This window comes from Synechococcus sp. WH 7805, from assembly GCF_000153285.1.
Classification (GTDB): domain Bacteria; phylum Cyanobacteriota; class Cyanobacteriia; order PCC-6307; family Cyanobiaceae; genus Synechococcus_C.
In genome coordinates this window covers 572,779-597,185 of the sequence record NZ_CH724168.1, presented here as the reverse complement: position 1 = coordinate 597,185, position 24,407 = coordinate 572,779, and the positions used below count along the sequence as shown (strand labels likewise).

The following is a 24,407-nucleotide window of genomic DNA, read 5'->3' as shown; positions in this document are numbered from 1 at the left end:
TTCAGTTCACTCCGTGAAGGCTCTCGATCAGGGAAACCAGCTCATCCCACTGCCGCTCGATCGAGCGGGTGAGAGCAAACTGCACCCAGGCCCGATCCAGATTGTGACCGGCTCGCTCGGTTTTGAAATAAGTGTCGCCTGAAAGGTGATCAGAGAGAAAACGCAAACCCAGTTCCAAGGGGATCAAGCGGATGCACGCAGGCAGGTGGCGCACATCGTCATCGCTGAGAAAGGATCGCCCCACCTTGAGGTAACCCTCCAGGATCGAGCGGCAGAGCCCAAGATCAAAAACCACTTGCTCCGGCGTTGCGGTTTCCTCGCCGAGGCGGTTGCAGCAGGAGCGGAGACAGTCGCCGATGTCGTAATGGAGCAATCCGGGCTTGACCGTATCGAGATCGATCAACCCCACCGCATGCCCGGTGCGGTCATCAATCATCACGTTGTTGATCTTCGGGTCTCCGTGAATGGGTCGGCGCTTCAGTTCACCCCTGGCGCACGCTTGCTCAAGCACATCTAGGCCTTCACGACGCGCATCCACGAAGGCAAGTGCTTCATTCACTCTGGCGTCTGTGATGGGAGCTGTTCTCCTGATAACGGCATCGAGCTCAGCCAGATACGCCGGTGCAATGTGGAAATTTTCAAGGGTGTCCGCCAGCTCTTCCGTGGGCAGATCACTAATCAGGTGGTGAAACATCCCAAGGCCGTAACCCAGCTCCCAGGCATGGGCTTCATCCTTGATGACATCAGTTGTTGTTGCTGCTCCGATGTAAGAGATCGATCGCCAGAATTCACCCTCGTGTTCAACCCAGTGCCCGTCGGCATCGAGGGTGGGAAGAACCTTTGGAATCTCCCAGCGTCGCCCCGAAAGCTCAGGTGGTTCCTCAGCTAATCGTCGCTCGACGTGATCACCAAGGCGCAGGAGATTGCGCATCACCAGCTCCGGGCTCTCGAACACGTCCGTGTTGAGACGCTGCATCACGAAGGCTTGCCTCGGTGCGGTGGCCTCCAGGGTGACCAAGAAAGTGTCATTCACGTTTCCAGCCCCCAGCTGATCGATGGCCTTGATCTGTTCTGGTGGATGGAACAGTCCGGCGATGGTCTCCAGGGATGTGCTGGAGCCAGAGGGAGCCTTGGTCACGGTGTATCGCCTGGGTCTCACAGCGAAACCATGCCGTCTTCCAGCCGATTTGCCAGTAAGGAGTGTGCGGAAAAACAGCCGGGGAGGCGGCACCATGGGCTCCGACAGCATCAAGGGAGCGCGTGCCCCGCATTCTTCACTCGGCTGACTGGCAGATCGGCAAGCCCTACCGATGGATTACTGATCCTCAGAAACAGGCTCGTCTCCAGAGAGAACGTGTCGAGGTCGTCAGCCGCATCGGCGACGTTGCCCGCCATGAATCGGTGGATGCCCTGCTCGTGGCCGGCGACCTTTTTGATTCCTCAACCGTTCCGGCCGCGGAGGTCTTGGAGGTGATGGAGCTGATCGGTGCGATGCCGTGCCCTGTTCTTGTGATCCCCGGCAATCATGACCACGGTGGTGCGGGTGGTATCTGGCGGCGGGAGGATCTTCAGCGCCGGATGCGTGAACGGGCCCCGAATCTGGAGCTTCTGACCCAACCCGAGCCCATGAGCAGAGCGGGGTTGACCCTGTTGCCCTGTCCCCTGCTTCGTCGTCACGACAGTGTCGGTCCGATGCGCTGGCTTGATCAGCTCAACTGGCAGGATCTGGATCCAGAGGCTCCACGCGTTCTGCTGGCCCATGGATCGGTGCAGGGCTTCGGCTCAGGGACTGATGTCAATTCCTTGAACCTGGAGCAACTTCCCACCGGAGAGCTTGATTACATCGCTCTCGGTGACTGGCATGGATTGATGCAGGTTCAGAGCAATGCCTGGTACAGCGGTACACCTGAGCCTGATCGATTCCCAACGGGTCCAGATGATCAGCGGTCGCAGGTGATTTTGGCCGACCTCACAAGGGGGGACGATCCTCGGGTTCAGAGGATCACGACAGGGCGGGTTGCTTGGCATCGGATCACCATGCAGCTCCAGGGGATGCCCGATCTGGAGCGCCTGCACCATCAACTCGACGCTTGCATCGGCAGTCGCGTGGGCAGGGATCTACTGCGACTTGAACTGAACGGCCGGCTTGGCTTGGACGCCCATCGTCGTTTGCAAGCACTTCTTGAAGAGCTTTCAGAGCAGCTTCTGCATCTGCGCTTGCGAGGTGAGCTTCGGCGACATCCAACCGATGGAGAACTCGATCAGTGTTTAAACCGGAGCGATGGTCCTCTCCTCAGCAGCATTGCCGCAGGTTTGAAACAAGAGCTCGAGGGTGGTGCTGACCCACTGATCGAGCAGGCTTTGATTGAACTCCATCAGCTCTGCGTCGCCACTTCATGCGCTTAATCCGCTGCCGGCTGGAGAGTGTGCGCCGCCACCGAGAACTGGAGGTGGCGTTTGCTCCGGGGTTGACGTTGATCGGCGGTGGCAACGAAACGGGGAAGAGCTCACTGGTGGAGGCCATGCATCGCACGTTGTTCGTGCGTGCCACAGCTACCGGTGCCGCCGTTCGTGATCTGCGCTCCGCGGTGCATGCCGGTCATCCCCAAGTGGAACTCGACTTCGAAGCGGATGGGCATCACTGGTCTCTGCAGAAATCTTTCAGTGGTTCCGGTGGCACCTGCCGCCTCAGTCGGATCGGTGCGTCAGCGCATCTGGGCGGAGAAGCCGAGGATCGCCTGGCTTCACTGCTCGGTGTTGAGGAGATCATCGGCAGTCGGCAAGTGAACCGGGTCCTGCCCAGCCGCTGGGCCCATCTCTGGGTGATGCAAGGGCTTGCAGGCCGCAATCTTCTTGATCTCGATGGCAGCCATTACGACCTCAATGGCCTCATTGCTGCCTTGGAGAGCCAGGCTTCGGAATCACTGCAATCACCCCTGGATCAAGACATTCACGATCAGCTGGAGGCGTTGGTCGCTTCCAGCTTCACCAGTCGTGGCGTCAAGCAGCAGAGCGAACTCTGGAAGCGGCGTCAGGAGTTGCAGCAGGCTGAGCAGCGCCATCAGGACGCGTGCCAACAGCTGGAGATCTATGAATCGGCCTGCGAAGAGCTCGATCGCAATGAGCAGGCCCTGCGAGATCTTGAAACTGGCGCTGTTCCTGAACTACGACAGCAGCGCAGCCGGCTAACCACCCTGCTCGATCTGCAGCGGTCGCTCGCACCGCTGATTCAGGAGGAACAACAGCTCAAGCAGCAACTCAAGAGCCTGAAGTCTCTTGATGCCGAAACAGAGTCGACAAGCTGTTCAATCCAGGCCCACCGCCACGATCTGGAGAAAGCGGTGGTGCTGGCCACACAGCAGTCCGAGCAACTCAAAATGAGGCAGGCCTCTCTCAACGCTCTAGAAGAGCAGCGACATGCGCTTGAGGAGCGCGGTCATGCACTGCGTCGACAGCAGGAGCTCCGGACCCTCGAAACCCGGATTCGTGACCATCAACAACGGGATGATCTGCGGGCACAGCTTCAATCGCAACAGACATCACTCCGGAACAAGATTGATGCTGCATCGGGACAAACCAACGAGGCTTTGTCTGCCCTGCAGCGTTTGCAGGAGCGTCTTCGAGAACTGCAGATCCGACTGAACAGCATGGCGTCGTCCATTCATCTGGAAGCGGCTGATCAGGAGGTGGTGCTCGATGGTGATGCGTTGTTGGAAGGCCAGACCCTGCAGCGTTCCGGGGCGTTCCGACTCCAAGTTGGTGGGGGGGTGATGGTGCAGGTGATTCCCGGAGAAGGCACAGGCATGGCCTCACTGACCACTGAGCGCTCACAACTCCAGGCGGCGTTCGACGAAGGACTGCGTCAGTGGGGCGCGTCATCCCTGGATGAGGCCAGGGAGCAGCTGTCTCAGCAGCAAAAACTCACCCAGGAGCTCGCTCTTGTGAATGCGCGCCTCCAGCAGTTGGATCAGCAGCGTCCTGCCCAAGGTGACGGCAATGAATCCCTTGAAACCCTGCGGCAAAAACTGTCAGCCCTTCAGCAGGACCTCGAACCGGAGACAGCGTTCACGATGGATGCCACGGCTCTAGATCAGGCACTCCTCGACTGCCGGGCCTCCTATAAATCCGTCCAGGAGCAGACACGGACGCTTCGCGCGGGCCTTGAGGCCCTGGAACGCACCCTGATCGCTGTTCAGTCGGAACGGCAAGAGCGACGGGTGACTGTGGAACGCCTGGAAGCCCAGCAGCTTCAACGACGCCAACAACGCCAAGCCTTGGTGGAGACTCACGGTGAATCGGCACAGATCCAGCGTCAGCTGGACGTTCTGATGGAGACAAGCCGCGTGCAGCAGTCCAAGCTTTTCGCGCTGGCTGCCGAGGCTGGTCTTGATCGAACGGCCGACGCCAAGATGCAGCTCGCCTCTCTTGAACAGAAAGAACACACTCTTTCCCGTCGACGTGAGGATCTCAATCGTGAACAAGGTGGCCTGCTTGAGCGTTGCGATCGTCTCGGCCGTAGCGACTTGCACGCGCTGGTTGAGGAGACAGCAGCCGCAAGGGATCTGGCGATCCGGGCTGAACAGCAGGCAACTTTGGTGGCTGAGGCGCGCCAGCTGCTTCTGAGGCGTTTCCAGGAGGCGCGACGGGATCTGTCCAGGCGCTATTCCATGCCCCTCAGGCAAAGCATCAATCGCTTTATGGCTCCTCTACTCCTGGAGGCCTCGGACGAGTGTGAGCTGAATGTCGATCCCACTGAAGGCTTGAATGCCCTGCGGCTGCAACGATCCGGGCGGTCATTTGATTTTGCCCAGCTCAGTGGAGGCATGAAGGAGCAGTTCAATGCCGCTCTGCGCCTGGCGATGGCCGACACCCTGCGCAGCAGTCATGACGGTTGCCTGCCCCTGCTGTTCGACGATGCCTTCACCAATACCGACCCCAAGCGTTTGGTTTCAGTCCTGACGATGTTGCGCCAAGCTGTTGACTTTGGGCTTCAGGTGGTCGTGCTGAGCTGTGATCCAGACCCCTACCGCGAGATTGCTGATTCCTGCGTGATGCTTCCGCCTGTGTAGCCATCGGTTCAGAGCGCATTTTCAATCACATTCATGGCCTTGAGATAGGCGGGAGGCTCGGCGTTGGCCTCCGACTCCTCTAGTCCTGAGTCGTCTCGGATTAACCGGCGAGCGTTGTCAGCGATCACCGCATTCACCACCAGGTCCATCGCTTCTGGCTGATCAAGGTTTTGAAGCGCGTCCGCGTAGCGACGGCTGTGCGTGGGGCGAACAGATTCCTGACAGTAATTCGAAAGCTCCCGGCTTTCGGTCATCACCGAAAAGGCCACATCCTTGGTGCTGGATTGGCCATAGATCGCCATATACAGAAGGTTCACCATGGAGGCGTCATGGACAGGAATCGCATATTTTCGGGCGATCTGAGGCCAGTAGCGCAGTGCTTTGAGTCCCTCAAGTCCTCCCTTGCGCAAGCCAGCGTTTTCGCACCAGTTTTCCAGTTCCTCCATGGATTGAGGGCAGCGTTGCTCCGCGCGCATGTGTTCGGCGAGCACTTGTCCTGCCTGGAAATTCCGGGTTGGCTTTCCGGAAACAGGACGCATCATGCTGCCGCGGACATCGGCGACCATCGCCGTGAGTTGGGCAAAGGTGTGATCCCGCACCTTCTCCATATCCCCTCCTCGAACAAGAGCGGCTTCGATTCTCTGGACCCCGTAGCCGAGTTCAGTGAGGGGAAAGGGTTGCCGGTTGTAGAGGCTTTGCCTGTTCCGGCGAGCCATCGACACGGTGGCTGCCTGATCGAGGCATTGATCCAGCAGCAGGGTGAGCAAGGTGGGGAGAACCCCGGGATTGTCGTGGTGGTAGGTGTAGCCGAAACCAGCGAACACCGATGACATGTTCTTGGCGGCTTTGATGTATTGCCCCTCGATGTTGTGAACCCCAGGTGAGACCTGGATATTCGGGGAGAGGCGATCCAGCATCCGTGCTGCAAGCAGGGCTGTGAGGGCACTGGGGTGGCAGAAGTTGGCCGTGAAGCTGTCGTGGGGGTTGCGCAGTGCCCCGTGCCGATGGAATCCGGAGAAGAATCCGAGATTGGGGACTTTCTCACAGAGCACATACGACTCGTTGGCGATGTGGTCGTGGCTGAATGACCCGGCTAGGCAGGCCAGAACCACATGTTCACGGCCGAGTTCCTCACGCAATCGGCAGGCTTCCTGCAGGTCTTCCTCCACGTGATTGCTGTTTGCGCTGAGAACAACCAGCTCGCAGCGCTGCAACAGGTCCTTGAGGGTGTTGGGACAGCGCTGACCGTTTTGGAGATGACTTCCCATCCGCTCCACGCTGGCAACGTGATCCGGGTCCATCCCATCGAGAGCATCCTGGGAGAAGGCACCCATAAGTTCTCTCCCAGGGCGGGCAGCCAGCAGCAGTGACGCAGGTTCGTCCTGCTGCATAGCGCAGTTGTAGGCAAGTGAGGCGGGGTACAACCCCACGCTGTAGAAGCCCACTTTCCCTGACTCAAGATCGCGGATGCGTTGCCGAACCAGATCGCCATCCAAGCTGCGAGGGAAGAAGCCGTTGCTGTTCAGGGCCGTGTTCATGCGTTCGGCGCAACCTCCTTTGATCAAGCCTTGATGCCTAAGCCTAAGCAGTGGCCACGATCCATCTCATCCGTTCCGGCAAGCTGCCTCAAGTGAGTGATTGGCTGGATGGCCTGATCGTGGGATCGTGACGACCGGTTTAGCGATCGAGGTGTTTCGGATGGATCTTGCCCAACTCCATGAGGAGCTCCTCTCCAGTTCTGATCTGTTGATCGTTCAGGACCTGGACGGTGTTTGCATGCCGCTGGTGAAGGATCCGCTCACCCGCCGGATGCCAGCGGATTATGTGCGAGCGGCCGCGCTATTGAAGGGTCGCTTTCAAGTTCTGACCAACGGAGAGCATGAGGGCCGCCGTGGCGTGAACCGGCTTGTGGAGGCTGCCCTTGGTGATGCTGCAACGGCCGCACGGGAAGGCCTTTACCTCCCGGGACTGGCCGCTGGTGGCGTGCAGCTGCAGGACTGTTACGGAGAGCTCACCCATCCAGGCGTCAGTGATGCGGAGATGGCGTTTCTCGCCCAGGTGCCAACGCGTATGCAAGGTCTTCTTGCCCAGCGCCTTCCTTCCGTCATGCCCGAGCTCGGAGACGAAGCGATGGCCATGGAGATTCAGCGGGCGATCCTCGACACCCAGGTCTCGCCAACCATCAATCTCAACAGCCTCTTCAGCCTGATTCCGAATGACGTGGCTCGGCAACGGCAGCTGCAGGCGATGCTTCAGGAGCTCATGGATCAGTTGATGGCGATGGCAGCAGCCGAAGGTCTGGGCCATTCCTTCTTTTTGCATGTGGCTCCGAACCTTGGACGGGATCAGGAAGGTCTTGAGCGCCTCAAACCATCTGAAGCCGGCGATGTGGGAAGCACCGATATTCAGTTCATGCTGCGGGGGGCAATCAAGGAAGTTGGATTGTTGGTCTTGATCAATCGCCACATTGCCAATCGAACTGGTAAGGCACCCTTGGGTGAGAACTTCAACGTGCGTACAGCTCCACACGACCATGGGGCACTGCTCGCGCTCTGCCATGAGCGCATTGCCAAGGACCTGATGCCCCACCTTGTTGGCGTTGGCGACACCGTTACCTCAACGCCTTGTCCTTCAGGGGAGGGTTGGTTACGTGGTGGCAGTGACCGCGGATTTCTCACCCTTCTCCAGGAGCTTGGAGAGAGTTATGGGCACCACAACCGCGTAGTCCTCGTCGATAGCAGCGGCGGGGAAGTGGATCGTCCTTCCCTGCTTGATGGTTGCTTCGAAGGGATCAGTGATCCACACGACTCACTGCGGTTTGATGTCTGCATCCCTGAAGGCCCGGAGCGGTATGTGAATTGGTTTATCGCGCTTGCGGAAGCGCATCACGGGCGAGCACTCTCAGCATGAACGGCAACTGGGTGATGGAAGGTTTGCCTCCACTCACCCAGACGGCCTGTTCCTCACTCCACGGCCTGGTGCCCGGAACGATCAGCCGGGATTTCGAGGCATGGTCGGGCAGAAAGGCTGCCGTGAAGTTGCGTTGTTCCACCAGCAGCTTGAGGTCATTGAAATGGACACCGTCGGCTGTCTCAATCACTTCAAGAGCGCCATCGGATCGCAGTGCATAGATGATGCGAACGTCGGCCAGCCTCATCTCTCCGTAGACACCGCGATAGTCGGCTGGAGGAATCTGATCTTGATGACTGAAGGCATGCAATCCACCAACAAAGAGACGGAATTTCTCCTCTCGAGACGGTGTGAGATCCCCGTATCCGAAGACCAGTTCTCCTTCACTTGTAATGGCGATGTAGGCCCTTCCAGCCGCCGCCGCTCGATTTCCAGCCCGCCAGGTTCCATTGCTCAGCATCAGATCGCCATGGAGAGCCATATCCAGTTCCCCCCGGCCGAACTGCTTTTCGAAGGTTGGGCCGGTGAAAAAAAGCAGGGCCTCGGGATCCTCATTGGCTTCGAATTCCCGGTTCCAACCTCCGAAAAATTCCAGATCAATCCAGCGAGGATCCAAAATCACACTGCTGTATTCAACTGCGATGGGGTCTCCGTTCGCTCGGACGAGTTCGGCACGTTGATCAGGGACGAAGCGAGCAATCTCATCCCGTGATGGGGGTTGGGGCGGCGGCTGTTTGCGCAGGACCGTGATCAGTTCAGTTGACGGCTCAGGCCAGTTCAAGGCTCCGCCACTGAAGATGCGGGCACTGATTCCCCCGGCGATCCCGGCGAATACTCCGAGTGCGATCAGCGGCCAGATGCGCACAGCTGCAGCTCAAAATCGCATACCGATGATGGATCAATTTGCTGAATTCTGCAGACTGCGCTCTTCCTCGTCTTGGCAGTTCTCTGGTGATCCGCCAGGGTCAGCGTGGCGATGCCCCTCTGGGTGGTTTGCAGCTGGAGACCTGGTCGGAGGATGGATCGGTTCGTGGTCGACGCTTTCGACGTGTTGGACGTCGCTACAGCGAAATCCTCTATCAAAGACGTTGGCAAAAAGTGTCCGCCTGTGGCCTCACCGTGACGCGTGACCAGCAGGGAAGTGCAAGCCGTGTGCTGCTCACCGACAGACCCAAGGTGATGCTTGAACGGTGGCGTTACTCGACCGGATGGCTGCGGATCATTGATAGCGGCGTCCTTAAAATTGAACCCTGACGCCATGAATGTTCTGCCCTCGCCATTCCCGTCTTTACGACGACGACGCCTTGAAACACTTCAGGTGAATCTTGGCTACCGCTGTAATCAGAGCTGTCGTCACTGCCATGTGGATGCAGGTCCCTGGCGTACGGAAATGATGGAGTCTCACCAGGTGGAGCTCATTCCGCAGGTCCTGAGGCACTGCCAGTTGAAAACCCTTGATCTGACAGGGGGTGCCCCCGAGCTTCATCCGCAGTTCAGAGACCTTGTACGTGCCGCCCGCGCCCTGGGCGTTGCTGTGATTGATCGCTGCAACCTCACCATTCTGTCGGAACCTGGGCAGGAATCACTTGCTGAGTTCCTCGCCGAGTCAGGTGTGCGCATCGTGGCCTCGCTTCCTTGTTATGAACAGGAACGGGTCGATCTGCAGCGGGGCAGAGGTGTGTTCGAGCGCAGTCTTGATGCCTTGAAAGTTCTGAATCGCTTGGGATACGGAATGCCAGGGTCTCCTCTGGAACTGGATCTTGTTTACAACCCATCAGGTCCTTCCTTGCCTCCGCCCCAGCGGTCTTTGGAAGAGCAATACAGGGAGCAATTGATGGCATCCCACGGGATTTCTTTTCATCATCTGCTGACGCTTGCCAACATGCCGATCAAGCGTTTTGCTCGTGACCTGGAGGTCAGCGGAGAGTTGGAGGGTTATCAAAACCTCCTTCGAGAGGCGCATTGTTCCGACAATCTGGATGGGGTGATGTGTCGGACGCTGATCAGTGTCAGCTGGACCGGCGCACTTCATGACTGCGATTTCAACCAACAACTTGGTTGTTCAGTCGGCGCAGAGCCTGCCGTTCTCGCAGATTTGTTGAGCACGCAGGATGGATTGGTCGATCAGCCGATTGCCGTTGCGGATCATTGCTTCGGTTGCACAGCTGGACAGGGATCCAGCTGTGGCGGTTCGCTCAGCTGAGATTCACGTCGACGTTTGCTGGCGCAAAGAGCAGAACCTGATCTCCAACGCGATGCTCCTGGCCATCAAGTGCTCTGACTCCCCCGGAAACGAAATCGGCAGTTCTTTGCGCCAAAGATGGTTCCATGGCCGTGAGATTCAGGACCACGATGCGTTGTTCGCGAACGGCGAGGACCGCCTCCGCTCCCTGATCGAATCTCAGGGGGGTGATCACGAGAACCTCGTGGAATGCTTGGGGTTGACCAATCTTCATCACATCCAATTTGGCGAGGTGAAGGTGCGGTGGGAACAAACGTCATCATGGGAGCATGAACGCCTCAAAACCGTCTGATCAGGGGCCTGCCCATTGCGGCAGCAAACCCAAACCTCTTGCCATCGGTATCGCTCCGTTAGGCACGGTGTCCATTGGAATCGTGCCGATGGGCGTTGTGTGCATCGGAATCGTGCCGATGGGTGTGGTCTCCATTGGCGTTGTGGCCATGGGGGTGATCAATCTCTCGATCGTGGGAATGGGGCTGCTGGCAGTCGGTGTCAACACCATGGGGGTGTGGACCGCTGGACCAATGAGTATGGGTTTAGTGCGAATGGGAGCACAAGGTGGTGATCATGATCACCACGCGCACCATGGCGGTGGAGGCTCACAGTCCGCTACTGAAGACGATCCTCGTACTCTCGCCTATCCAACCCGAGAGCTCGCCGAAGACCAAGCCAAGAGCCTTGGCTGCAAGGGGGCCCATCGAATGGGAAATTTCTGGATGCCGTGCTCTGAGCATCCGAAAGGGCATCACTGATCCCGCTTCATTGGCACTGAGGGCAAATGCCACTCACCGTGAGACTGGAGCCGATGAGGTCAAATCCAAATCCTGTGCTGGCTTTCAGGCCTGCATTCAGAACAGCTTCACTTTCAAAGTCCTCTGTGCGTCCGCATCGCACGCAAACGAGGTGGTGATGGCGGATGTGTTCGGCGTCAGCGAGTTCGAACCGGCTGCCGTTGCTGGTTTCCAGTTCCTGGAGAAATCCCATCTCCACCAACAGTCGCAATGTGCGGTAAATCGTGGCAAGCGATACCCTTGATTGAAGGTCCAGCAGTTGGTGGTGCACGTCCTCCGCGCTGAGATGTCGTCCACTTCCCAGCGATTCGAACAGCTCCAGGATCCGACGTCGCTGGGGTGTGAGTCGACGTCCCTCTTGATGGAGCCCTTGCTTTAAGGACCCGCCAACCTCAGGTTGGGTGGAAGCAGAAGGCAACCGAATCCTGCAGCGATTCTCAATAGTAATGTTTATTGAGATTATGGGCCAACGGCAGCGATCAATCCAATCTTGTCCGTGCCCTCACGCTGATCGTGGCCGCTGCCCGCGGTGATCTGATGGCTTGTCTCTCCCGTTTGATTCGTTCCATTTCTCAACGCACGCAGGTCTGGGTGATCGCCCACTCCCCCAATTGATCGACGCTCTAGCGGATGGTGACGGCTGTCACCGGGTGTATTTGGAGCGTGAGCTGTGGGATCCACAAAAATTCCTGAACAGACCATGCTGGAACGCAGTGCCTGGCGCTGGCCTTCCTGACGCTGCTCATGCCACGACTGATCCAACTCAGTGATCCACACCTGGTGGCGCAAGCCGATGGGAGGGTTCGCGGACGATCAGCGTTGTCTTTGTTCCGAAAGGCTCTCGATCGGGCCTTGCATGAACAGCCTGACCTCGTTCTGGTCACTGGAGATTGCTGCCACGACGAAACCTGGTGCGGTTATGTGCGGCTGCGGGACTCGCTTGACGATGCGATCCCAAAAAACTCTGCAAGTGCAGTTCGCTTTGGCCTGTTGGCCGGCAATCATGATCATCCCCAACGGCTGCGGGCCGTTCTAGGGCGCCGCTGGGTCGTAGCTCCCGGGATGGTGGATAAGGGATGGTGGCGTGTGCTTGTTCTCTCAAGTCACCGAGCAGGGGGATGCGCCGGAATGATCGGTGGTGCTCAGATGTCTTGGCTCACCAGTCAGCTCAGGGAGGCAGAGACCCTCGGAAAGTTCGTGGTGGTTGCTCTTCATCACCCTCCTGTTCCGATTGGTGATCCTGCAATGGACAGCATCGGTCTCCTTGATGGAGCGCAGCTGATGGATGTTCTGAAAATGTTTTCGTCGGTCAGGGCTGTGCTGTTCGGACACATTCATCAGCATTGGCAGGACGAGCTAAGCCCCGACTTTCAGCTCACCTTGCTCGGTTGCCCTTCGACGCTTGCCTCATTTGATCCTGTGCAGCCCTGTCCGCTCGGAAGGGCCTGGGATCCCGGCGGACGTGTGCTCGATCTCATGGGGGATGGTTCTGTGCAGGAGCGACTCTTGCGCTGGTCTTCAGTCCAGGACGATCCAGAGTGAACCGGATAGTGTGGCGTCCTGTTTGAGGACGAGGGTGTCAGCTTCCTGGACGGTGTCGATGCGATTCGTCGCCAGCGGTCTTTTTCTCCTGGCCCATGGACTGCTGGTGCTCGAGCACATTGCCCTAGGCACAGCTCTTCATGGAATTGCCGAAGTGTTTCTTGCTCCTTGGGCCCTGCGCCACAAAGCCTGGGATCTGATTGTGATCGGAATCGTCTTCTGTGTATTCGATCTCTGGGGAACCCTTCGTCTTGTCAACGGGTTGGCTTAAGACCAGGCTGCCCTCAGGGTTCAGTCCACCACTGCGACACGATGCCAGCATTGTCTGGACGGCTGCCGTCAGCAACTGTGACAACGAACAGACGCTGACCATCGCGTTGATAGTCGTACCGACAAAAGCCTGGCCCTGTGCCTGAGCAAGACGCTAGAGCCTGTAGATCAGTTCCTGACAGGGTCTTCTCAAAGTCAAGAACTGGGCGTTCAGGTGCAGGACGCCATCCCGATGCAGTGAGAGAAGCATTGGCTTGCATGATGGACTGACCGCTTTGCAGGGTCACGCTGGAGGTGTCGGCCTTGGATGTCGATGCAAAACTTCCCAGAATGAGACTGGCCAGGACAAGCTTCCAGCGCATTGCATTAAAGGGCTCTGACTCCGGCTTAGCAACGGAATTCAGGCGAGTACCACCGATACAACCCCTATCAGACCCGAACCTTCACATTCGAGTGTTCAAGTGTGTTTGGGATTAGCTGTTGCGGCTGGCTTCTTCGGCTTCACGAGCTCCGACGACGAGGGCAGCCAAAAAGGGGAGGATGGCTAGGGCAGTAAGAACTTCCACCGTTCCATTGACAACTGACAAACATTGACCTTTGTCAACGATAAGAAACGTCTCAACAGCTACGAATGCTGAGATGACAAGACTAATCGGGGCGACAGGATTCGAACCTGCGACCTAGTGCTCCCAAAGCACCCGCGCTACCAAGCTGCGCCACGCCCCGTTTTCAAGATTGTAAGTGCTGGCCCGTGCGCTGCTTGGTTGTTTGCTTGTGTGTGCCATCAACTCTCATGCCTACCCTTAGAGAAGATGATGACTCCTTAATGGACTGGACCCCCGGAGCGGTTGCGTCCTTGCGGGAACGTTTCGACCTCCCCTTCGTGCGTGCAGATCGCGAAGGGCTTGTGGTTGAGTTCAATGATCGCTTCGGCACGATCTACGGATGGGATTCGTCTCTCCTTGGGGAGACGCTCGGGATGATCCTTCCGGAGGAGTTCCGTGAACTTCACCATGCTGGGTTCGCCCGTTTTCAGATCACCGAGTCGTCGCAGGTGGTGAATCATCCTCTTGAGTTGGCCACAATCTGTGCCGACGGCTCCGTGATTCGCAGTGAGCACTTCATCGTGGCTGAAAAAGATTCGAAAGAAGGCTGGAGTTTTGCGGCCACGTTGAGGCCCTTGGAGGGCCCCCATGCCTGCTGAAGGATCCGCGACACCGCAGAGCGAGACTTCTGCACTCGTCTCCCAGCTGAGACAGTCACTCGGTTTGCTGAGGGTGGCCTTCGATGCCACGGGTGAAGCCATGCTGATCGTTGATTCCGAGCGCCAGGTGCGCTGGGTGAATCAGACAGCCGCTGAACTTTGGGGGGGCGGTCTTCCTTTGCGCGTGATTGGTAAGCGCTTGGAAGCCCTGATTTGCTTACGCCATCTGGATCAACGGTTGCTTCCGTTGACTGATTCTCACCATCCTCTCAATCAATCTCGTCTGGGTGAAGGGCAGGCCTCCTTGTTGGTTCAGGCGATTTCGTCCCTTGAAAGCAGCCAATCGGATGTCCTTCAACGCATGGTGTCTTGGCGGCCAATCACCGAAATGGGCGGTGTCTTCACACTGCTGATCTTCAGAGATCTTGAGCCACTTGAAAAGTCGCTCCAACAGCAACGTGCCTTCATCAACTCCTTGGCTCATGAGTTGCGAACTCCTCTTGCCATTCTCTCTGGAAGTTTGCGTCGCCTCGATCGGAAGAGTCCATTGGCGGCCCCCCTGGACAGAGCTCTGAACAATGCCATCGATGAAACCAAGCGAATGGCCGCTCTCGTTGACAAACTACTGCTTCTTTCAGAACTGGATACTGATCGCTTTAATTGGAATCTCAAGCGTGCGCCACTGGATCAATTTCTTGATCAATGGTTGAACTCGCTTGTCGCAGATGATCGATCGAAAGTTCATATGCATTGGCCAAGTACTCCTTCAAATTGCTTGATGGAGTTTGATCAGCTTGCGGTGAATCGAATCTTTGACTCTCTTCTCGGCAATAGCTTGAGGTTTGGTGGATCTGACGTCACGTTCACGATCAACGTTGTCGTCAACTCATCTTTCGTCGATCTGAGTTTTTCCGATAATGGCCCCGGGATTCCTGATGATCAAGACGTCAGCGCGCTATTTGAGCGTTTCAGCAGGCTAGAGGCTCACCGAACCCTTGGAGAAGGTGATGGTTGCGGCCTTGGCTTGTCTGTTGTGAAGAGTCTTGTCGAAGGGATGCGGGGGGAGGTTCTGTTTGAAGGAGAGAGTCCTGCAGCTGGAGCTTCGAAGCCATTCAAGGTCAATCTTCGCTTTCCTATTGTTAAAACTATTTCTGGGGAACACGTGGTCCAGGTAGATGTTGATCCAAAAGTTCAGGAAGATGTTCAAACAGATCAGGTTTGAGGATGTAGTCGACTACGCCAAGATCGTTAGCTTGCAGGCGCTTGGTTTCATCGTTAAGTGCGGTTACTACAATGACGGGTACAGTGATCGATCGGTCTTTAAGTTCCTTAAGACATGCAAAGCCATCCATTTCAGGCATCATTAGATCGAGAAAAATCAAATCAACTGATTCGCGCTCCAGTAATTGAAGAAGCTTAAGACCTGTCTCACAAGGAAAAGCATTTACGCCTTCGTCGATCATCTCCTCCACAATTAATTTGCGAAGTCGTGGATCGTCATCAACGATTGCGACCTTAAACAGATCACCCATGGTTCACAGATGCGCGGGTGTCGCTTTAAACATGTAAAGAATGAAGCATATGGGTCGCCTGAGATTCGAACTCAGGACCAATCGGTTAAAAGCCGAGTGCTCTACCGCTGAGCTAGCGACCCTACTTGAACCGGTGCATCAACACAGGTACAGGCTGTGCCGTGAAGCACCCCTGAAAAGTATCACCCGGGGGAACCTTCGTCCAAGGGGCCGCCCTGCACGAGTTCAGATGAGCTGAAAGCATGGGTTTCATCCCGCAGCAGGTCCGATGACTGAACCGACCGGCCCCCTGAACGCAGTCTTTTCCTCCCCCCGGGTCGATCCAGGCGCATGGGTGGCTGATAGTGCTGTTGTGATGGGTGATGTCCAGATTTCCGCTGCTGCAAGCCTCTGGCCGATGGCTGTCGCGCGTGGAGATCTGGCACCGATCGCCATCGGATCGGGCAGCAATGTTCAGGATGGAGCCGTTCTGCACGGTGATCCGGGAGCACCCGTCATCATCGGCAGCGACGTCACTGTCGGGCACAGAGCCGTCGTCCACGGCGCCACCCTTGAAGATGGGTGTCTGATCGGCATCGGTGCCATCGTCCTCAATGGCGTCACCGTGGGCCGTGGTGCCCTTGTGGCTGCGGGTGCCGTGGTCACGCGAGATGTTCCGGCGGGGAGCCTTGTTGCTGGTGTGCCGGCGCAGGTCAAGCGTCAGCAGGATGAAGACGCACTTGATGCTCAGAGGGAGCATGCACGCCGGTATGCCGAACTGGCGCGCACTTGGCAGCAAATGCTGCAAATCCAAACGCATTGATGCAACGCAGCGTCGTTGGGCTCTGCAATCCTTAGGATCTCCCAATCTCCCGACTGGATTCATGGACCTCCGGCTCGTCCTCGTGGCATCTCCCATCCTTCTTGCTCTGGGTTGGGCCGGCTTCAACATCGGTCGTGCCGCTGTTGGGCAGCTTCAATTGATGATCAAGCGCAGTCGGGTCTGATTGAGATCGACCGCCTGGATCGATAGGGTTGAGTTCCACCGACCCTGATCCATTTGGCAACTCCATCCGTTGTGGTGATCGGTGCTGGACTCGCTGGCACGGAAGCAGCGTGGCAAGTGGCTGAAGCCGGCATCGATGTTCAATTGGTGGAGATGCGGCCCATTCGTCGCTCTCCCGCTCATCACAGCTCTGAATGTGCGGAGCTTGTGTGCAGCAACAGCTTTGGAGCCCTCAGTAGTGACAGGGCGGCGGGCCTTCTCCAGGAAGAATTGCGGCGTTTGGGGTCTGTCGTGATTCAGATGGCCGATCGTCATGCAGTTCCCGCGGGAGGGGCTCTTGCCGTTGACCGTGGCCGTTACAGCGCATCGCTGACCCAATTGCTCGATCAGCATCCCCGGGTCTCGTTTGAGCGCAAAGAGCAGATTGCGCTTCCGGCTTCTGACCAGGTCACCGTTCTCGCGACGGGCCCACTCACGAGTGATGCTCTCGCTGAGGATCTGCGCCGCTTCACCGGACGGGCTGACTGTCATTTCTTCGATGCCGCGAGCCCGATCGTTGAAGGTGACAGCGTCGATATGACCAAGGCTTTTCGAGCGAGTCGCTACGACAAAGGCGACGCGGATTACATCAACTGCCCAATGAATCGTGAGCAGTACCTGGCTTTCCGCGATGCCTTGTTGGAGGCAGAACAGGCAGAGCTCAAAGACTTCGATCAAGCGAATGCCACATTCTTCGAAGGATGTTTGCCCATCGAAGAACTGGCCAGGCGCGGTGAAGACACGATGCGTTATGGCCCCCTCAAGCCAATTGGCCTTTGGGATCCGCGTTGGGGTGATGTGAATGACCGGGATGTTCGCCGGGCCAAACGTGCCTATGCGGTGGTGCAGCTCCGTCAGGAAGACAAGGACGGCCGGTTGTGGAACCTTGTGGGCTTTCAGACCAATCTCAAATGGGGGGAGCAGAAACGTGTTTTGCAGATGATTCCTGGCCTTGAACAGGCGGAATTTGTTCGATTCGGCGTGATGCACCGCAACACGTTTCTGGAAGCTCCAGCGTTGCTTGATGCCACCCTGCAGTTCCGCTCAAGGCCCACCTTGTTGGCTGCTGGCCAGATCACCGGTACAGAGGGCTACGCCGCCGCCGTGGCTGGAGGCTGGCTCGCTGGCACCAATGCAGCCCGCCTAGTGCAGGGAGAACACCCCATTGATCTTCCTCGCACCACGATGGTTGGGGCGTTGACGCATTTCATCAGCGAAGCACCGTCCGGAAAATTTCAGCCGATGCCTCCCAATTTCGGGTTGCTGCCTGAACTTCCCGAGCGCATCCGCGACAAGCGCGCCCGCTACGGCGCTTATCGGGACAGGGCGCTAGCCGATCTTCTGCTAGCAACGGAGAAAAGGACCCCTCTGGATGTCGCCTGTCCGGCCTGAAGACCGACTAATTGAACGTCGGTCCCTGAAAATCGGGGTGATCGCCAGCGCTGTGATGGCCGCAGCCGGGATCGGTGTCCACGTGATTTCCGGATCTTATGCCGTGCTCCTTGATGGTCTGTATTCCGCGGTGATGGTGGGATCAGGACTGGTCGCAGCACGGATCAGCCGCAATGTGGTGCGTCCCCCCGATCGGGCCTATCCCTATGGATACGACGGTCAGGAAGCGTTGTATGTGCTGTTCCGTTCTCTTGTCTTGATCGGTGTGTTGTCATTTGCCGCTGTTTCGGCATTCAGCACAATTGTTGATTACGCCAACGGCACTCCCGTCATGGCCGTTCGCCTCGGTCCTGTGGCGTTCTATTCCCTGGCCATGGTGGTGATCTGCTGGGGCCTGGCCTGGCGTCACCAACATGACTGGGTGATGGCAGGTCGCCACTCCCGGATCCTTCTCACTGAGGCGAAGGCTGCGCGCGTGGATGGGTTGATCAGTGGGTTGACAGGGCTCGCCTTGCTGGGGACGCCTCTGCTTCAGGGCTCAGTGCTGGCCGTACTGATACCGATCGTGGATTCAGTCCTTGTGTTGGTCGTGAGTGTTGCGGTGCTGCGCGAACCACTGGAGGGATTTCTGACTGCGCTCGGCCAGGCCGCTGGAATGTCGGCTGAATCCGATCTGATCCGCAGCACACGACTGGCTTTGGAGGATCTTCTTGCTGGACTGTCGTGCTGGTTGCTCGATCTCACGGTGTACGAGATGGGGCGCACTGCCTTTGTTGTGGTGTACCTCAATCCAAACCAACCCATGGATGGTGCTGCCATCGATGTGATTCGCGACCGGATCCAGGAACGCTGTCGTGACTTGCTGGCCAGACCTGTTCGGACGGAGGTGATTCTTACCGCCATTTCTCCCTTCTCAGCAAGCAGCGCCTCCTAGGTTTGGACGCTGACGCGAACCGAGCACGTGGCCTCGAGCACCAAGCCGAACTGGGATGTGATCGTGATCGGCTCGGGGATTGGTGGTCTGGTGACTGCCTCTCAGCTGGCTGCCAAAGGGGCGAAGACGCTGGTGCTCGAGCGCTACGTGATTCCTGGTGGGTCGGGCGGGAGTTTCAGGAGGGATGGATACACCTTTGATGTGGGTGCCTCGATGATTTTCGGGTTCGGAGAGCACGGCCATACCAATCTGCTGACTCGGGCCTTGGCTGATGTAGGTCAGAGCTGTGACACGGTGCCGGACCCCGTGCAGCTTGAATACCACCTGCCTGACGGTCTCACCATGCAGGTGGACCGTGATTACGGCGGATTCATTGCTCGCATGGCGGCTCGCTTTCCTCACGAGGCCAAGGGCATCCGTGCGTTTTATGACACCTGCTGGCAGGTGTTTCGTTGTCTTGATGCCATGCCGCTGTTGTCCCTCGAGGATCCGGCTTATCTGGCCAAGGTGTTTTTCCGTGCTCCCCTGGCCTGTCTTGGTTTGGCTCGCTGGCTTCCTTTCAACGTCGGAGATGTGGCACGTCAGCACATCCGCGATGAGGAGCTTCTGCGTTTGATTGACATGGAATGCTTCTGCTGGTCGGTGATGCCAGCCGACCGCACACCAATGATCAATGCGGGCATGGTGTTTTCCGATCGTCACGCCGGTGGAATTAATTACCCGAAGGGAGGCGTCGGCACGATCGCCGAGAAACTGGTTGCTGGCCTCGAGAGCCATGGCGGTGAGATTCGCTATCGCTCCAGAGTCACTGACGTCATCATCGAAGACCGGCAAGCCGTGGGTGTTCGCCTCGCCGATGGACAGGAACTTTTTGCCCGCCGCGTGGTGAGCAACGCCACCCGCTGGGACACCTTTGCGGGGGATGGCTCTCCTTCTGCAACCCTCGTGGATTCAGGCAATACTCCCGTCGCGGAAGCAACCTGGCGTCGCCGCTACCAACCTTCGAGTTCATTTCTGTCGTTGCATCTCGGCGTCAGGGCCGGCGTCATTCCAGAGGGGATGCACTGCCATCACCTCCTCCTTGAAAACTGGAATGAGCTCGAGTCTGAACAGGGGGTGATCTTTGTTTCGATTCCCAGCTTGCTTGACCCGTCTCTGGCTCCTGAAGGTCGCCACATCGTGCATACCTTCACGATGAGTGAGATTTCCGCCTGGTCTGGACTGACTCCCGCGCAGTACAAGGCCAAGAAAGCGGCCGATTCCGCACGGATGATTCAACGTTTGGAATCGATTTTGCCGAACCTTGGTGCCTCTATCGAACTCAAGGAGGTGGGGACACCTCGCACCCATCGCCGTTTCCTCGGGCGAATGGGAGGTAGCTATGGCCCGATTCCATCCATGCGCCTGCCGGGATTGCTGCCGATGCCGTTCAACCGAACCGGTTTGAAAGGGTTGTACTGCGTGGGTGACTCCTGTTTTCCTGGACAGGGTCTCAATGCGGTGGCGTTCAGTGGCTATGCCTGCAGCCATCGCATCGGCGCCGATCTAGGCCTAAACGCCTGGGCGTTGCCGGCTTAGCGAGCCACAGGTCTTTGCGTTGCTTCTTAAGGTTTTCAGGTAGCTCTTTCGGTTATGGCCCCGCCATCTCAACCCAGCGCAGCGGATCTCGCTCGGTACATGGAGCAACGCGGGGAGCTTGGTAAGCCTTGGATGTTGCAGATGTTGCGGCTGGCGAAGCTCAAAGAAGCCAAGTCTTCGATGTCGCCCGAGGCTTATATGAAAAGTCTGCAGGACGCCCATGCCGATCTGATGCGCATGGGCGAATTCTGGAAAGGCCGTGAATCCGAGGTGTTTACCGGTGGTTATGTCCCTTCTCAGGTGATCGAACCCAGGCCAGGATCTCCAGAGGATCGGTGAACAGTGAACGATAGATATCGCCTTTCCAAATTGATCCGTGGAACCTTGATATGTGTTTATCTGGCCCTGGTGCTTCCACTGCCCTTGATGGCACCGCATCCCCTACAACTGTGGCTCTGGGTAGCCGCTCCACTCGGCCTTTTCTTCGTGGTGGCATTGTTGAGTGAAGAAGTTTCCGTGGATGACAATGGTCTTGTCGTTGGATATCCCTTTTGGTGCCGATGGTTGTTGCGTCGGGGATGGCAGCTGCGCTGGGATCAAATTTGTCGAGTTGTACCTGTTGGTACCAGTCAAGGCGGTACTGTTTATTACCTCAAAACCTTAGGTGAGGGACATCGTCTTCTCCCCCAACGATTAGAGCGTTTTGATCAGTTTTTGAAGATTGTTGAGGAACAAACGGGTATCGATACACGTGGGATTGGAAGGCTAACGCCTCCTTGGACTTACCAGTTACTTGCAATACTTGCCATTTTGATGCTTATCGCTGAATTATCGATTGCTTCTGCTATTCAATTCAACTGGCTGGCTATTCCAGCAGGTTATCAAGGCTGAAACGATAACCTTGCTGGCGAACAGTTGTAATTCCTCCGCCATCACCCAGGCCAGCTTGCTCAAGCTTTCGCCTCAGAGTTAAAACCTGGGTATCGACTGACCGTGGACCCCCGCTGAACGGTGGCCACGCCATTCTCAGCAATTCTTGCCGACTGCGCACCATGCCAGGAGGCATCAGCAGTGCACAGAGGAGAGCAAATTCGCGAGGACTCAGTTCAACAGGTTTTTCGCTCAAAGTCACCTGACGAAGCAGAAGATGCACCTCGAGGGGACCAACTTTGACCCGTTCCTGGAGGCCACTGCGTTCCCGTTTCAAGAGGGTCCGGCAACGTGCAGCGAGCTCCTCCAAGCCGAACGGCTTGCGGAGTACATCATCTGCACCGTCATCGAGCAGGCCCACAACGGGTTCCGCACCGTTGCGAGCCGTGAGAACGATCACAGGGCATCGCAGCTGCTGGCCGAGGCGTAATGCCGAGCTCTTTTCCAGGATCTCTGCGCTGATCAGCAGATCGGGTGATTGGTCCTGACACAGTTCAATGGCTTCAGCTGATGAGGCCACGGCCGCCGTGAGGTGCCCGTCCTGACGCAGGCGCTGCACGAGAACGGTTCGAAGGGTTGGATGGGGTTCAACCACAAGCACGCGCGCTGGTTCACGTGCCGGGGTGCTTGGAGCTGGGTTCTGCTGGACCGGCGCCAGTCCGGATCCGTTAGTGAGCAGATCTCGGGAAAGAGGAGTCACACGATGTGGTCAAGCGGCTATAGGCTAAGCCCAATTCAACGGCAATCTGGTAGCAGGGGCTGCCGACCTCACCAAAGATGACATCCCTTCAGCATCCGGAAGCTATTCGTCACTTCCAATCGCTGTGTGATGCCTGTCAGGAACTGACCAGTCGCTTCCATGGCCCTTCTGAACTGCGTCTCTACGCAGATGGTTATTTGCATGCTCTCAGACGAACGGGCAGTCTCGATACCAGAGAGCTTGCCAAGCTCGAGGCGCTGGTCGAACGCTGGATCATGGACCCATCAAGTTTCATTGGTCCTGATGGTGATCTACGTACGCTCTACCAGCATCCTCAGCAATATTGATCTCAGCTAGCGAGTGCGATCTCCAGTTTATCTTTCAGCTCACCGTTGTTATACATCTCGATCAGGATATCTGAACCGCCCATAAATTCACCTTTCACATAAACCTGAGGAATCGTCGGCCAATCGGAAAAGTCTTTGATTCCTTGGCGAATTTCCATGTCAGTGAGAACGTCAAACGTTTCAAAGCCGATTCCGAGTGCATTGAGGATTTGCACTACGTTGTTCGAGAATCCGCACTGGGGCATTAATTTCGTGCCCTTCATAAAGACGAACACTGGGCTGGAATTGATGAGAGTTTCGATACGGGTCTTGGTTTGAGCATCCATGGTTTTTCTTCTTAGTACTAGAGAGAGTCACTCTGGCGTAGAGGTGTTAAGAGCCAAAGCGTGGATCGCTTCGCTTTTCAGTTCCTCCTTCAGAGCTTTGTAGACCAGCTGGTGCTGACGAATGCGATTGAGACCTTCAAACGCTTCAGACACCACACTCACCTGAAGGTGGTCACCGCCACCGGTGAGATCTTCCACGCTGACCTTGGCATCAGGCAAGGCACTGCGTATGGCAGCGCCAACTGCATCTGGCTGAACCATGGAGTCGAGACAATACAGACACTGATGCTGGCAGATGAGCGCGACAGTTGGTCGGATTTAGCTGCCTGTTGCGCTCTGGCCGCCCCGAAAGGGAGTGTCAACGAAACCCAGCTCCAAAAGACTTTGGTAGGCCTTCTGACCTTCCGGTTTTGCCGGTGTCATCAGGCGAACCACTTCAACGAGCACAGGCACGGCCACTTCAGGTTGATTCTGGCGGCGGAACAGAGCAGCGAGTCTCAGGTTTGCCTGCGCCAGTAGAGACAGTGCTTTGCGCCCCTTTGCATCCATTTCTCGCGGAATTCTGGCGTCGAGACCTCGGAAAGCTCCACTCAAGTCTCGATAAAAAGCAAGGAGCTGTTTTGCTGCGGTGCGTGCATTGTCGTAATCCTTTTTGGCCCGATCCAAATTGCCGGATGACACAGCGGAATCTCCGCGTTGGATGAGCGATTCGACGGCTGCGACGTTGAACCCTGCACCGGTCGAGGCAAGAACCTTATTGACGGTCGCTGTAGTCGCGTCCGACGCGGTCTGACCCAGTGCTGGGCTGACGAATAATCCAGCCGTCAGTGCGAGCGCTGAGCAGATGAGGCGTGAGCGCATGATGAAAACCTCTAGTCAGCGGACTTTAAAGGCATTCCATAGGTCGTCCAACGGCCATCCTTGCCGCTTGTTCAGCCGCCTTCATGCCCTTCACAAGCAATTGGTTGAAATGCTCGGTCTCTTCTTTGCCCCGGCCTGAAATCTTCAGCACCTCCTCAAAACAGATGGCAGCCTGACTGAAGGGGGCCGGTCGGTTCGGGTTGTACGCCAAACCAACAGGAACCACAGGAACCTGCACCCCTTGTCTTAGGGCGAGCTGAGCTAGGCGTACTAACCCTTGTTCCACCACGATCGGCTCGTCATCACGATTGATGCGTCCTTCCGGAAAAACAACCAATTGTTGATCGTTCGCCAGCAGATCCAGCGCAAAACGGAGTGTTGTCAGGGATGGCTTGTCCTGGTCAACGGCGAAGCACCCCAGTCGTTGTAGGAACCATCCCTGGAGCCCTGCCATTTCCGTGCGCGTCACCATGAATCGACAGTCCCGTCCAGTGACGCGACGACCGGCTGCCATCGGAAGCATCAATGCGTCCCATCGGGCGCGATGGGTGGGGGCCAGAAGGACTGGGCCCTGCATCGGCAGATGGTGGCGTCCAAGCACGATTCTTTCTCGAAAAAATCCGCGCAGCGCGAAATCTTGCGTGACCACCATGGCCAAAGGCGCCCAAAAAGGGTTGATACCCGTTTCAAGGGCGGAAGCTCGTGTTGCCAGGCTGCTGGGCACCGCCTTGAGCCACAGTTCATCGTTGAGAAAG

General features: G+C 57.1%; 31 protein-coding genes and 2 tRNA genes. 19 read left to right on the top strand and 14 right to left on the bottom strand.

The features are described from left to right. Nucleotide 1: 1 nt before the first annotated feature. Nucleotides 2-1,249 carry a phosphotransferase enzyme family protein gene (locus tag WH7805_RS03370; protein ID WP_232198935.1) on the bottom strand — a complete coding sequence of 416 codons (1,248 nt, stop codon included), beginning with the start codon at nucleotides 1,247-1,249 and terminating at the stop codon, nucleotides 2-4. 11 nt (nucleotides 1,250-1,260) lie between these two features. Here WH7805_RS03370 and WH7805_RS03365 point away from each other — a divergent pair, with 11 nt between their 5' ends. Together WH7805_RS03365 and WH7805_RS03360 are read left to right on the top strand one after the other, a co-directional pair. After that, a complete protein-coding gene (locus WH7805_RS03365) occupies nucleotides 1,261-2,406 on the top strand; it encodes a DNA repair exonuclease (RefSeq protein ID WP_006041564.1) in 1,146 nt (381 codons plus the stop codon). Then, the gene (locus tag WH7805_RS03360; protein WP_006041563.1) at nucleotides 2,397-5,069 is read left to right on the top strand and encodes an AAA family ATPase; all 2,673 of its coding nucleotides are present in this window, start codon (nucleotides 2,397-2,399) and stop codon (nucleotides 5,067-5,069) included. Before WH7805_RS03365 ends, WH7805_RS03360 begins: the two co-directional genes overlap by 10 nt. A gap of 8 nt (nucleotides 5,070-5,077) precedes the next feature. Here the strand turns inward: WH7805_RS03360 and WH7805_RS03355 are convergent, their stop codons facing one another. After that, nucleotides 5,078-6,607 (bottom strand): hypothetical protein, encoded by a 1,530-nt coding sequence (locus tag WH7805_RS03355; RefSeq protein ID WP_006041562.1) that lies wholly within the window; start codon nucleotides 6,605-6,607, stop codon nucleotides 5,078-5,080. Between the two features lie 151 nt (nucleotides 6,608-6,758). On the opposite strand from WH7805_RS03355, the gene stpA reads away from it, so the two are divergent. Further along, nucleotides 6,759-7,979, top strand: a complete 1,221-nt coding sequence (stpA, locus tag WH7805_RS03350) for a glucosylglycerol 3-phosphatase (protein ID WP_156783738.1) — start codon at nucleotides 6,759-6,761, stop codon at nucleotides 7,977-7,979. Here the strand turns inward: stpA and WH7805_RS03345 are convergent. Then, a complete protein-coding gene (locus tag WH7805_RS03345; protein ID WP_006041559.1) occupies nucleotides 7,933-8,844 on the bottom strand; it encodes a hypothetical protein in 912 nt (303 codons plus the stop codon). The two genes, stpA and WH7805_RS03345, sit on opposite strands and share 47 nt — an antisense overlap. A 38-nt stretch (nucleotides 8,845-8,882) precedes the next feature. Between WH7805_RS03345 and WH7805_RS03340 the strand changes: the two genes are divergently transcribed. Further along, nucleotides 8,883-9,233 (top strand): hypothetical protein, encoded by a 351-nt coding sequence (locus WH7805_RS03340; protein WP_006041558.1) that lies wholly within the window; start codon nucleotides 8,883-8,885, stop codon nucleotides 9,231-9,233. A gap of 4 nt (nucleotides 9,234-9,237) precedes the next feature. Then, a complete protein-coding gene (gene arsS / locus WH7805_RS03335; RefSeq protein WP_006041557.1) occupies nucleotides 9,238-10,182 on the top strand; it encodes an arsenosugar biosynthesis radical SAM (seleno)protein ArsS in 945 nt (314 codons plus the stop codon). Here the strand turns inward: arsS and WH7805_RS03330 are convergent. Next, nucleotides 10,175-10,435 carry a cell division protein SepF gene (locus tag WH7805_RS03330; protein ID WP_038004961.1) on the bottom strand — a complete coding sequence of 87 codons (261 nt, stop codon included), beginning with the start codon at nucleotides 10,433-10,435 and terminating at the stop codon, nucleotides 10,175-10,177. The two genes, arsS and WH7805_RS03330, sit on opposite strands and share 8 nt — an antisense overlap. Nucleotides 10,436-10,490: 55 nt before the next feature. On the opposite strand from WH7805_RS03330, the gene WH7805_RS03325 reads away from it, so the two are divergent. Beyond that, complete coding sequence (locus WH7805_RS03325; RefSeq protein WP_006041554.1) at nucleotides 10,491-10,973, top strand: hypothetical protein; 483 nt, start codon at nucleotides 10,491-10,493, stop codon at nucleotides 10,971-10,973. A gap of 7 nt (nucleotides 10,974-10,980) precedes the next feature. On the opposite strand, the gene WH7805_RS03320 is transcribed toward WH7805_RS03325, so the two are convergent. Continuing rightward, entirely contained in the window at nucleotides 10,981-11,430 is a 450-nt protein-coding gene (locus WH7805_RS03320) for a Fur family transcriptional regulator (protein WP_006041553.1), read from the bottom strand. Between the two features lie 35 nt (nucleotides 11,431-11,465). On the opposite strand from WH7805_RS03320, the gene WH7805_RS14900 reads away from it, so the two are divergent. From WH7805_RS14900 to WH7805_RS03305, 3 genes are all read left to right on the top strand, one after another. Beyond that, on the top strand, nucleotides 11,466-11,627 hold the full coding sequence (locus WH7805_RS14900; protein ID WP_232198934.1) for a hypothetical protein: 162 nt from the start codon (nucleotides 11,466-11,468) through the stop codon (nucleotides 11,625-11,627). Nucleotides 11,628-11,756: 129 nt separating this feature from the next. Next, a complete protein-coding gene (locus tag WH7805_RS03310) occupies nucleotides 11,757-12,554 on the top strand; it encodes a metallophosphoesterase (RefSeq protein ID WP_038004342.1) in 798 nt (265 codons plus the stop codon). Between the two features lie 34 nt (nucleotides 12,555-12,588). Then, nucleotides 12,589-12,825, top strand: a complete 237-nt coding sequence (locus WH7805_RS03305; RefSeq protein ID WP_006041550.1) for a hypothetical protein — start codon at nucleotides 12,589-12,591, stop codon at nucleotides 12,823-12,825. A gap of 13 nt (nucleotides 12,826-12,838) precedes the next feature. Here WH7805_RS03305 and WH7805_RS03300 read toward each other — a convergent pair whose 3' ends face one another. Both WH7805_RS03300 and WH7805_RS03295 read right to left on the bottom strand, forming a co-directional pair. Then, entirely contained in the window at nucleotides 12,839-13,186 is a 348-nt protein-coding gene (locus WH7805_RS03300) for a hypothetical protein (RefSeq protein ID WP_006041549.1), read from the bottom strand. Nucleotides 13,187-13,476: 290 nt separating this feature from the next. Continuing rightward, nucleotides 13,477-13,550, bottom strand: a tRNA-Pro gene (locus tag WH7805_RS03295). Between the two features lie 67 nt (nucleotides 13,551-13,617). Between WH7805_RS03295 and WH7805_RS03290 the strand changes: the two genes are divergently transcribed. Together WH7805_RS03290 and WH7805_RS03285 are read left to right on the top strand one after the other, a co-directional pair. Next, the gene (locus WH7805_RS03290) at nucleotides 13,618-14,028 is read left to right on the top strand and encodes a PAS domain S-box protein (protein WP_156783591.1); all 411 of its coding nucleotides are present in this window, start codon (nucleotides 13,618-13,620) and stop codon (nucleotides 14,026-14,028) included. Further along, nucleotides 14,018-15,250, top strand: a complete 1,233-nt coding sequence (locus WH7805_RS03285) for a cell wall metabolism sensor histidine kinase WalK (protein WP_006041547.1) — start codon at nucleotides 14,018-14,020, stop codon at nucleotides 15,248-15,250. Before WH7805_RS03290 ends, WH7805_RS03285 begins: the two co-directional genes overlap by 11 nt. Here WH7805_RS03285 and WH7805_RS13760 read toward each other — a convergent pair. Continuing rightward, nucleotides 15,174-15,560, bottom strand: a complete 387-nt coding sequence (locus WH7805_RS13760; protein WP_071933671.1) for a response regulator transcription factor — start codon at nucleotides 15,558-15,560, stop codon at nucleotides 15,174-15,176. The genes WH7805_RS03285 and WH7805_RS13760 overlap by 77 nt on opposite strands. 50 nt (nucleotides 15,561-15,610) lie before the next feature. Further along, nucleotides 15,611-15,682 (bottom strand) — tRNA-Lys (locus tag WH7805_RS03280). 146 nt (nucleotides 15,683-15,828) lie between these two features. Here WH7805_RS03280 and WH7805_RS03275 point away from each other — a divergent pair. The 7 genes from WH7805_RS03275 (at nucleotide 15,829) to WH7805_RS13755 (ending at nucleotide 21,379) form a co-directional block, all read left to right on the top strand. Then, nucleotides 15,829-16,362 (top strand): gamma carbonic anhydrase family protein, encoded by a 534-nt coding sequence (locus WH7805_RS03275; protein WP_006041545.1) that lies wholly within the window; start codon nucleotides 15,829-15,831, stop codon nucleotides 16,360-16,362. Between the two features lie 61 nt (nucleotides 16,363-16,423). Then, the gene (locus WH7805_RS03270; protein WP_006041544.1) at nucleotides 16,424-16,546 is read left to right on the top strand and encodes a photosystem II protein Y; all 123 of its coding nucleotides are present in this window, start codon (nucleotides 16,424-16,426) and stop codon (nucleotides 16,544-16,546) included. A 53-nt stretch (nucleotides 16,547-16,599) separates the two neighbouring features. Beyond that, nucleotides 16,600-17,976, top strand: coding sequence for an FADH(2)-oxidizing methylenetetrahydrofolate--tRNA-(uracil(54)-C(5))-methyltransferase TrmFO (trmFO, locus tag WH7805_RS03265; RefSeq protein ID WP_006041543.1), 1,377 nt, complete (start codon nucleotides 16,600-16,602; stop codon nucleotides 17,974-17,976). Further along, on the top strand, nucleotides 17,957-18,910 hold the full coding sequence (locus tag WH7805_RS03260; protein ID WP_006041542.1) for a cation transporter: 954 nt from the start codon (nucleotides 17,957-17,959) through the stop codon (nucleotides 18,908-18,910). The genes trmFO and WH7805_RS03260 overlap by 20 nt, the downstream gene beginning before the upstream one ends. Before the next feature lie 27 nt (nucleotides 18,911-18,937). Continuing rightward, nucleotides 18,938-20,488, top strand: a complete 1,551-nt coding sequence (gene crtH, locus WH7805_RS03255; protein WP_006041541.1) for a carotenoid isomerase — start codon at nucleotides 18,938-18,940, stop codon at nucleotides 20,486-20,488. Between the two features lie 54 nt (nucleotides 20,489-20,542). Further along, nucleotides 20,543-20,827 carry a hypothetical protein gene (locus WH7805_RS03250; protein WP_038004330.1) on the top strand — a complete coding sequence of 95 codons (285 nt, stop codon included), beginning with the start codon at nucleotides 20,543-20,545 and terminating at the stop codon, nucleotides 20,825-20,827. 3 nt (nucleotides 20,828-20,830) lie between these two features. Next, the gene (locus tag WH7805_RS13755) at nucleotides 20,831-21,379 is read left to right on the top strand and encodes a hypothetical protein (protein WP_006041539.1); all 549 of its coding nucleotides are present in this window, start codon (nucleotides 20,831-20,833) and stop codon (nucleotides 21,377-21,379) included. On the opposite strand, the gene WH7805_RS03245 is transcribed toward WH7805_RS13755, so the two are convergent. Beyond that, a complete protein-coding gene (locus tag WH7805_RS03245) occupies nucleotides 21,354-22,118 on the bottom strand; it encodes a response regulator transcription factor (protein WP_006041538.1) in 765 nt (254 codons plus the stop codon). The genes WH7805_RS13755 and WH7805_RS03245 overlap by 26 nt on opposite strands. 77 nt (nucleotides 22,119-22,195) lie before the next feature. On the opposite strand from WH7805_RS03245, the gene WH7805_RS03240 reads away from it, so the two are divergent. Next, a complete protein-coding gene (locus tag WH7805_RS03240; protein ID WP_006041537.1) occupies nucleotides 22,196-22,465 on the top strand; it encodes a DUF6761 family protein in 270 nt (89 codons plus the stop codon). Between the two features lie 2 nt (nucleotides 22,466-22,467). On the opposite strand, the gene grxD is transcribed toward WH7805_RS03240, so the two are convergent. The 4 genes from grxD to WH7805_RS03220 are packed head-to-tail and all read right to left on the bottom strand — an operon-like array spanning nucleotide 22,468 to nucleotide 24,376. After that, nucleotides 22,468-22,791, bottom strand: coding sequence for a Grx4 family monothiol glutaredoxin (gene grxD, locus WH7805_RS03235; protein ID WP_006041536.1), 324 nt, complete (start codon nucleotides 22,789-22,791; stop codon nucleotides 22,468-22,470). A 27-nt stretch (nucleotides 22,792-22,818) separates the two neighbouring features. Further along, nucleotides 22,819-23,052, bottom strand: a complete 234-nt coding sequence (locus tag WH7805_RS03230; protein ID WP_006041535.1) for a BolA family protein — start codon at nucleotides 23,050-23,052, stop codon at nucleotides 22,819-22,821. 57 nt (nucleotides 23,053-23,109) lie between these two features. Further along, nucleotides 23,110-23,652: a hypothetical protein gene (locus WH7805_RS03225; RefSeq protein WP_006041534.1), complete on the bottom strand. Its 543-nt coding sequence runs from the start codon at nucleotides 23,650-23,652 to the stop codon at nucleotides 23,110-23,112. Between the two features lie 25 nt (nucleotides 23,653-23,677). Further along, nucleotides 23,678-24,376: a 1-acyl-sn-glycerol-3-phosphate acyltransferase gene (locus WH7805_RS03220; RefSeq protein ID WP_232198933.1), complete on the bottom strand. Its 699-nt coding sequence runs from the start codon at nucleotides 24,374-24,376 to the stop codon at nucleotides 23,678-23,680. Between the last annotated feature and the right edge of the window lie 31 nt (nucleotides 24,377-24,407).

Coding starts and splice junctions, on each gene's coding strand:
- WH7805_RS03370 (WP_232198935.1), bottom strand. CDS start 1,249: ATGCTGTCGGAGCCCATGGTGCCGCCTCCCCGGCTGTTTTTCCGCACA.
- WH7805_RS03360 (WP_006041563.1), top strand. CDS start 2,397: ATGCGCTTAATCCGCTGCCGGCTGGAGAGTGTGCGCCGCCACCGAGAA.
- WH7805_RS03355 (WP_006041562.1), bottom strand. CDS start 6,607: ATGAACACGGCCCTGAACAGCAACGGCTTCTTCCCTCGCAGCTTGGAT.
- arsS (WP_006041557.1), top strand. CDS start 9,238: ATGAATGTTCTGCCCTCGCCATTCCCGTCTTTACGACGACGACGCCTT.
- WH7805_RS03330 (WP_038004961.1), bottom strand. CDS start 10,435: ATGAAGATTGGTCAACCCCAAGCATTCCACGAGGTTCTCGTGATCACC.
- WH7805_RS03325 (WP_006041554.1), top strand. CDS start 10,491: ATGAACGCCTCAAAACCGTCTGATCAGGGGCCTGCCCATTGCGGCAGC.
- WH7805_RS03310 (WP_038004342.1), top strand. CDS start 11,757: ATGCCACGACTGATCCAACTCAGTGATCCACACCTGGTGGCGCAAGCC.
- WH7805_RS03300 (WP_006041549.1), bottom strand. CDS start 13,186: ATGCGCTGGAAGCTTGTCCTGGCCAGTCTCATTCTGGGAAGTTTTGCA.
- WH7805_RS03290 (WP_156783591.1), top strand. CDS start 13,618: ATGCCTACCCTTAGAGAAGATGATGACTCCTTAATGGACTGGACCCCC.
- WH7805_RS03285 (WP_006041547.1), top strand. CDS start 14,018: ATGCCTGCTGAAGGATCCGCGACACCGCAGAGCGAGACTTCTGCACTC.
- WH7805_RS13760 (WP_071933671.1), bottom strand. CDS start 15,560: ATGGGTGATCTGTTTAAGGTCGCAATCGTTGATGACGATCCACGACTT.
- WH7805_RS03275 (WP_006041545.1), top strand. CDS start 15,829: ATGACTGAACCGACCGGCCCCCTGAACGCAGTCTTTTCCTCCCCCCGG.
- WH7805_RS03270 (WP_006041544.1), top strand. CDS start 16,424: ATGGACCTCCGGCTCGTCCTCGTGGCATCTCCCATCCTTCTTGCTCTG.
- WH7805_RS03260 (WP_006041542.1), top strand. CDS start 17,957: ATGTCGCCTGTCCGGCCTGAAGACCGACTAATTGAACGTCGGTCCCTG.
- WH7805_RS03250 (WP_038004330.1), top strand. CDS start 20,543: ATGGCCCCGCCATCTCAACCCAGCGCAGCGGATCTCGCTCGGTACATG.
- WH7805_RS03240 (WP_006041537.1), top strand. CDS start 22,196: ATGACATCCCTTCAGCATCCGGAAGCTATTCGTCACTTCCAATCGCTG.
- grxD (WP_006041536.1), bottom strand. CDS start 22,791: ATGGATGCTCAAACCAAGACCCGTATCGAAACTCTCATCAATTCCAGC.
- WH7805_RS03230 (WP_006041535.1), bottom strand. CDS start 23,052: ATGGTTCAGCCAGATGCAGTTGGCGCTGCCATACGCAGTGCCTTGCCT.
- WH7805_RS03225 (WP_006041534.1), bottom strand. CDS start 23,652: ATGCGCTCACGCCTCATCTGCTCAGCGCTCGCACTGACGGCTGGATTA.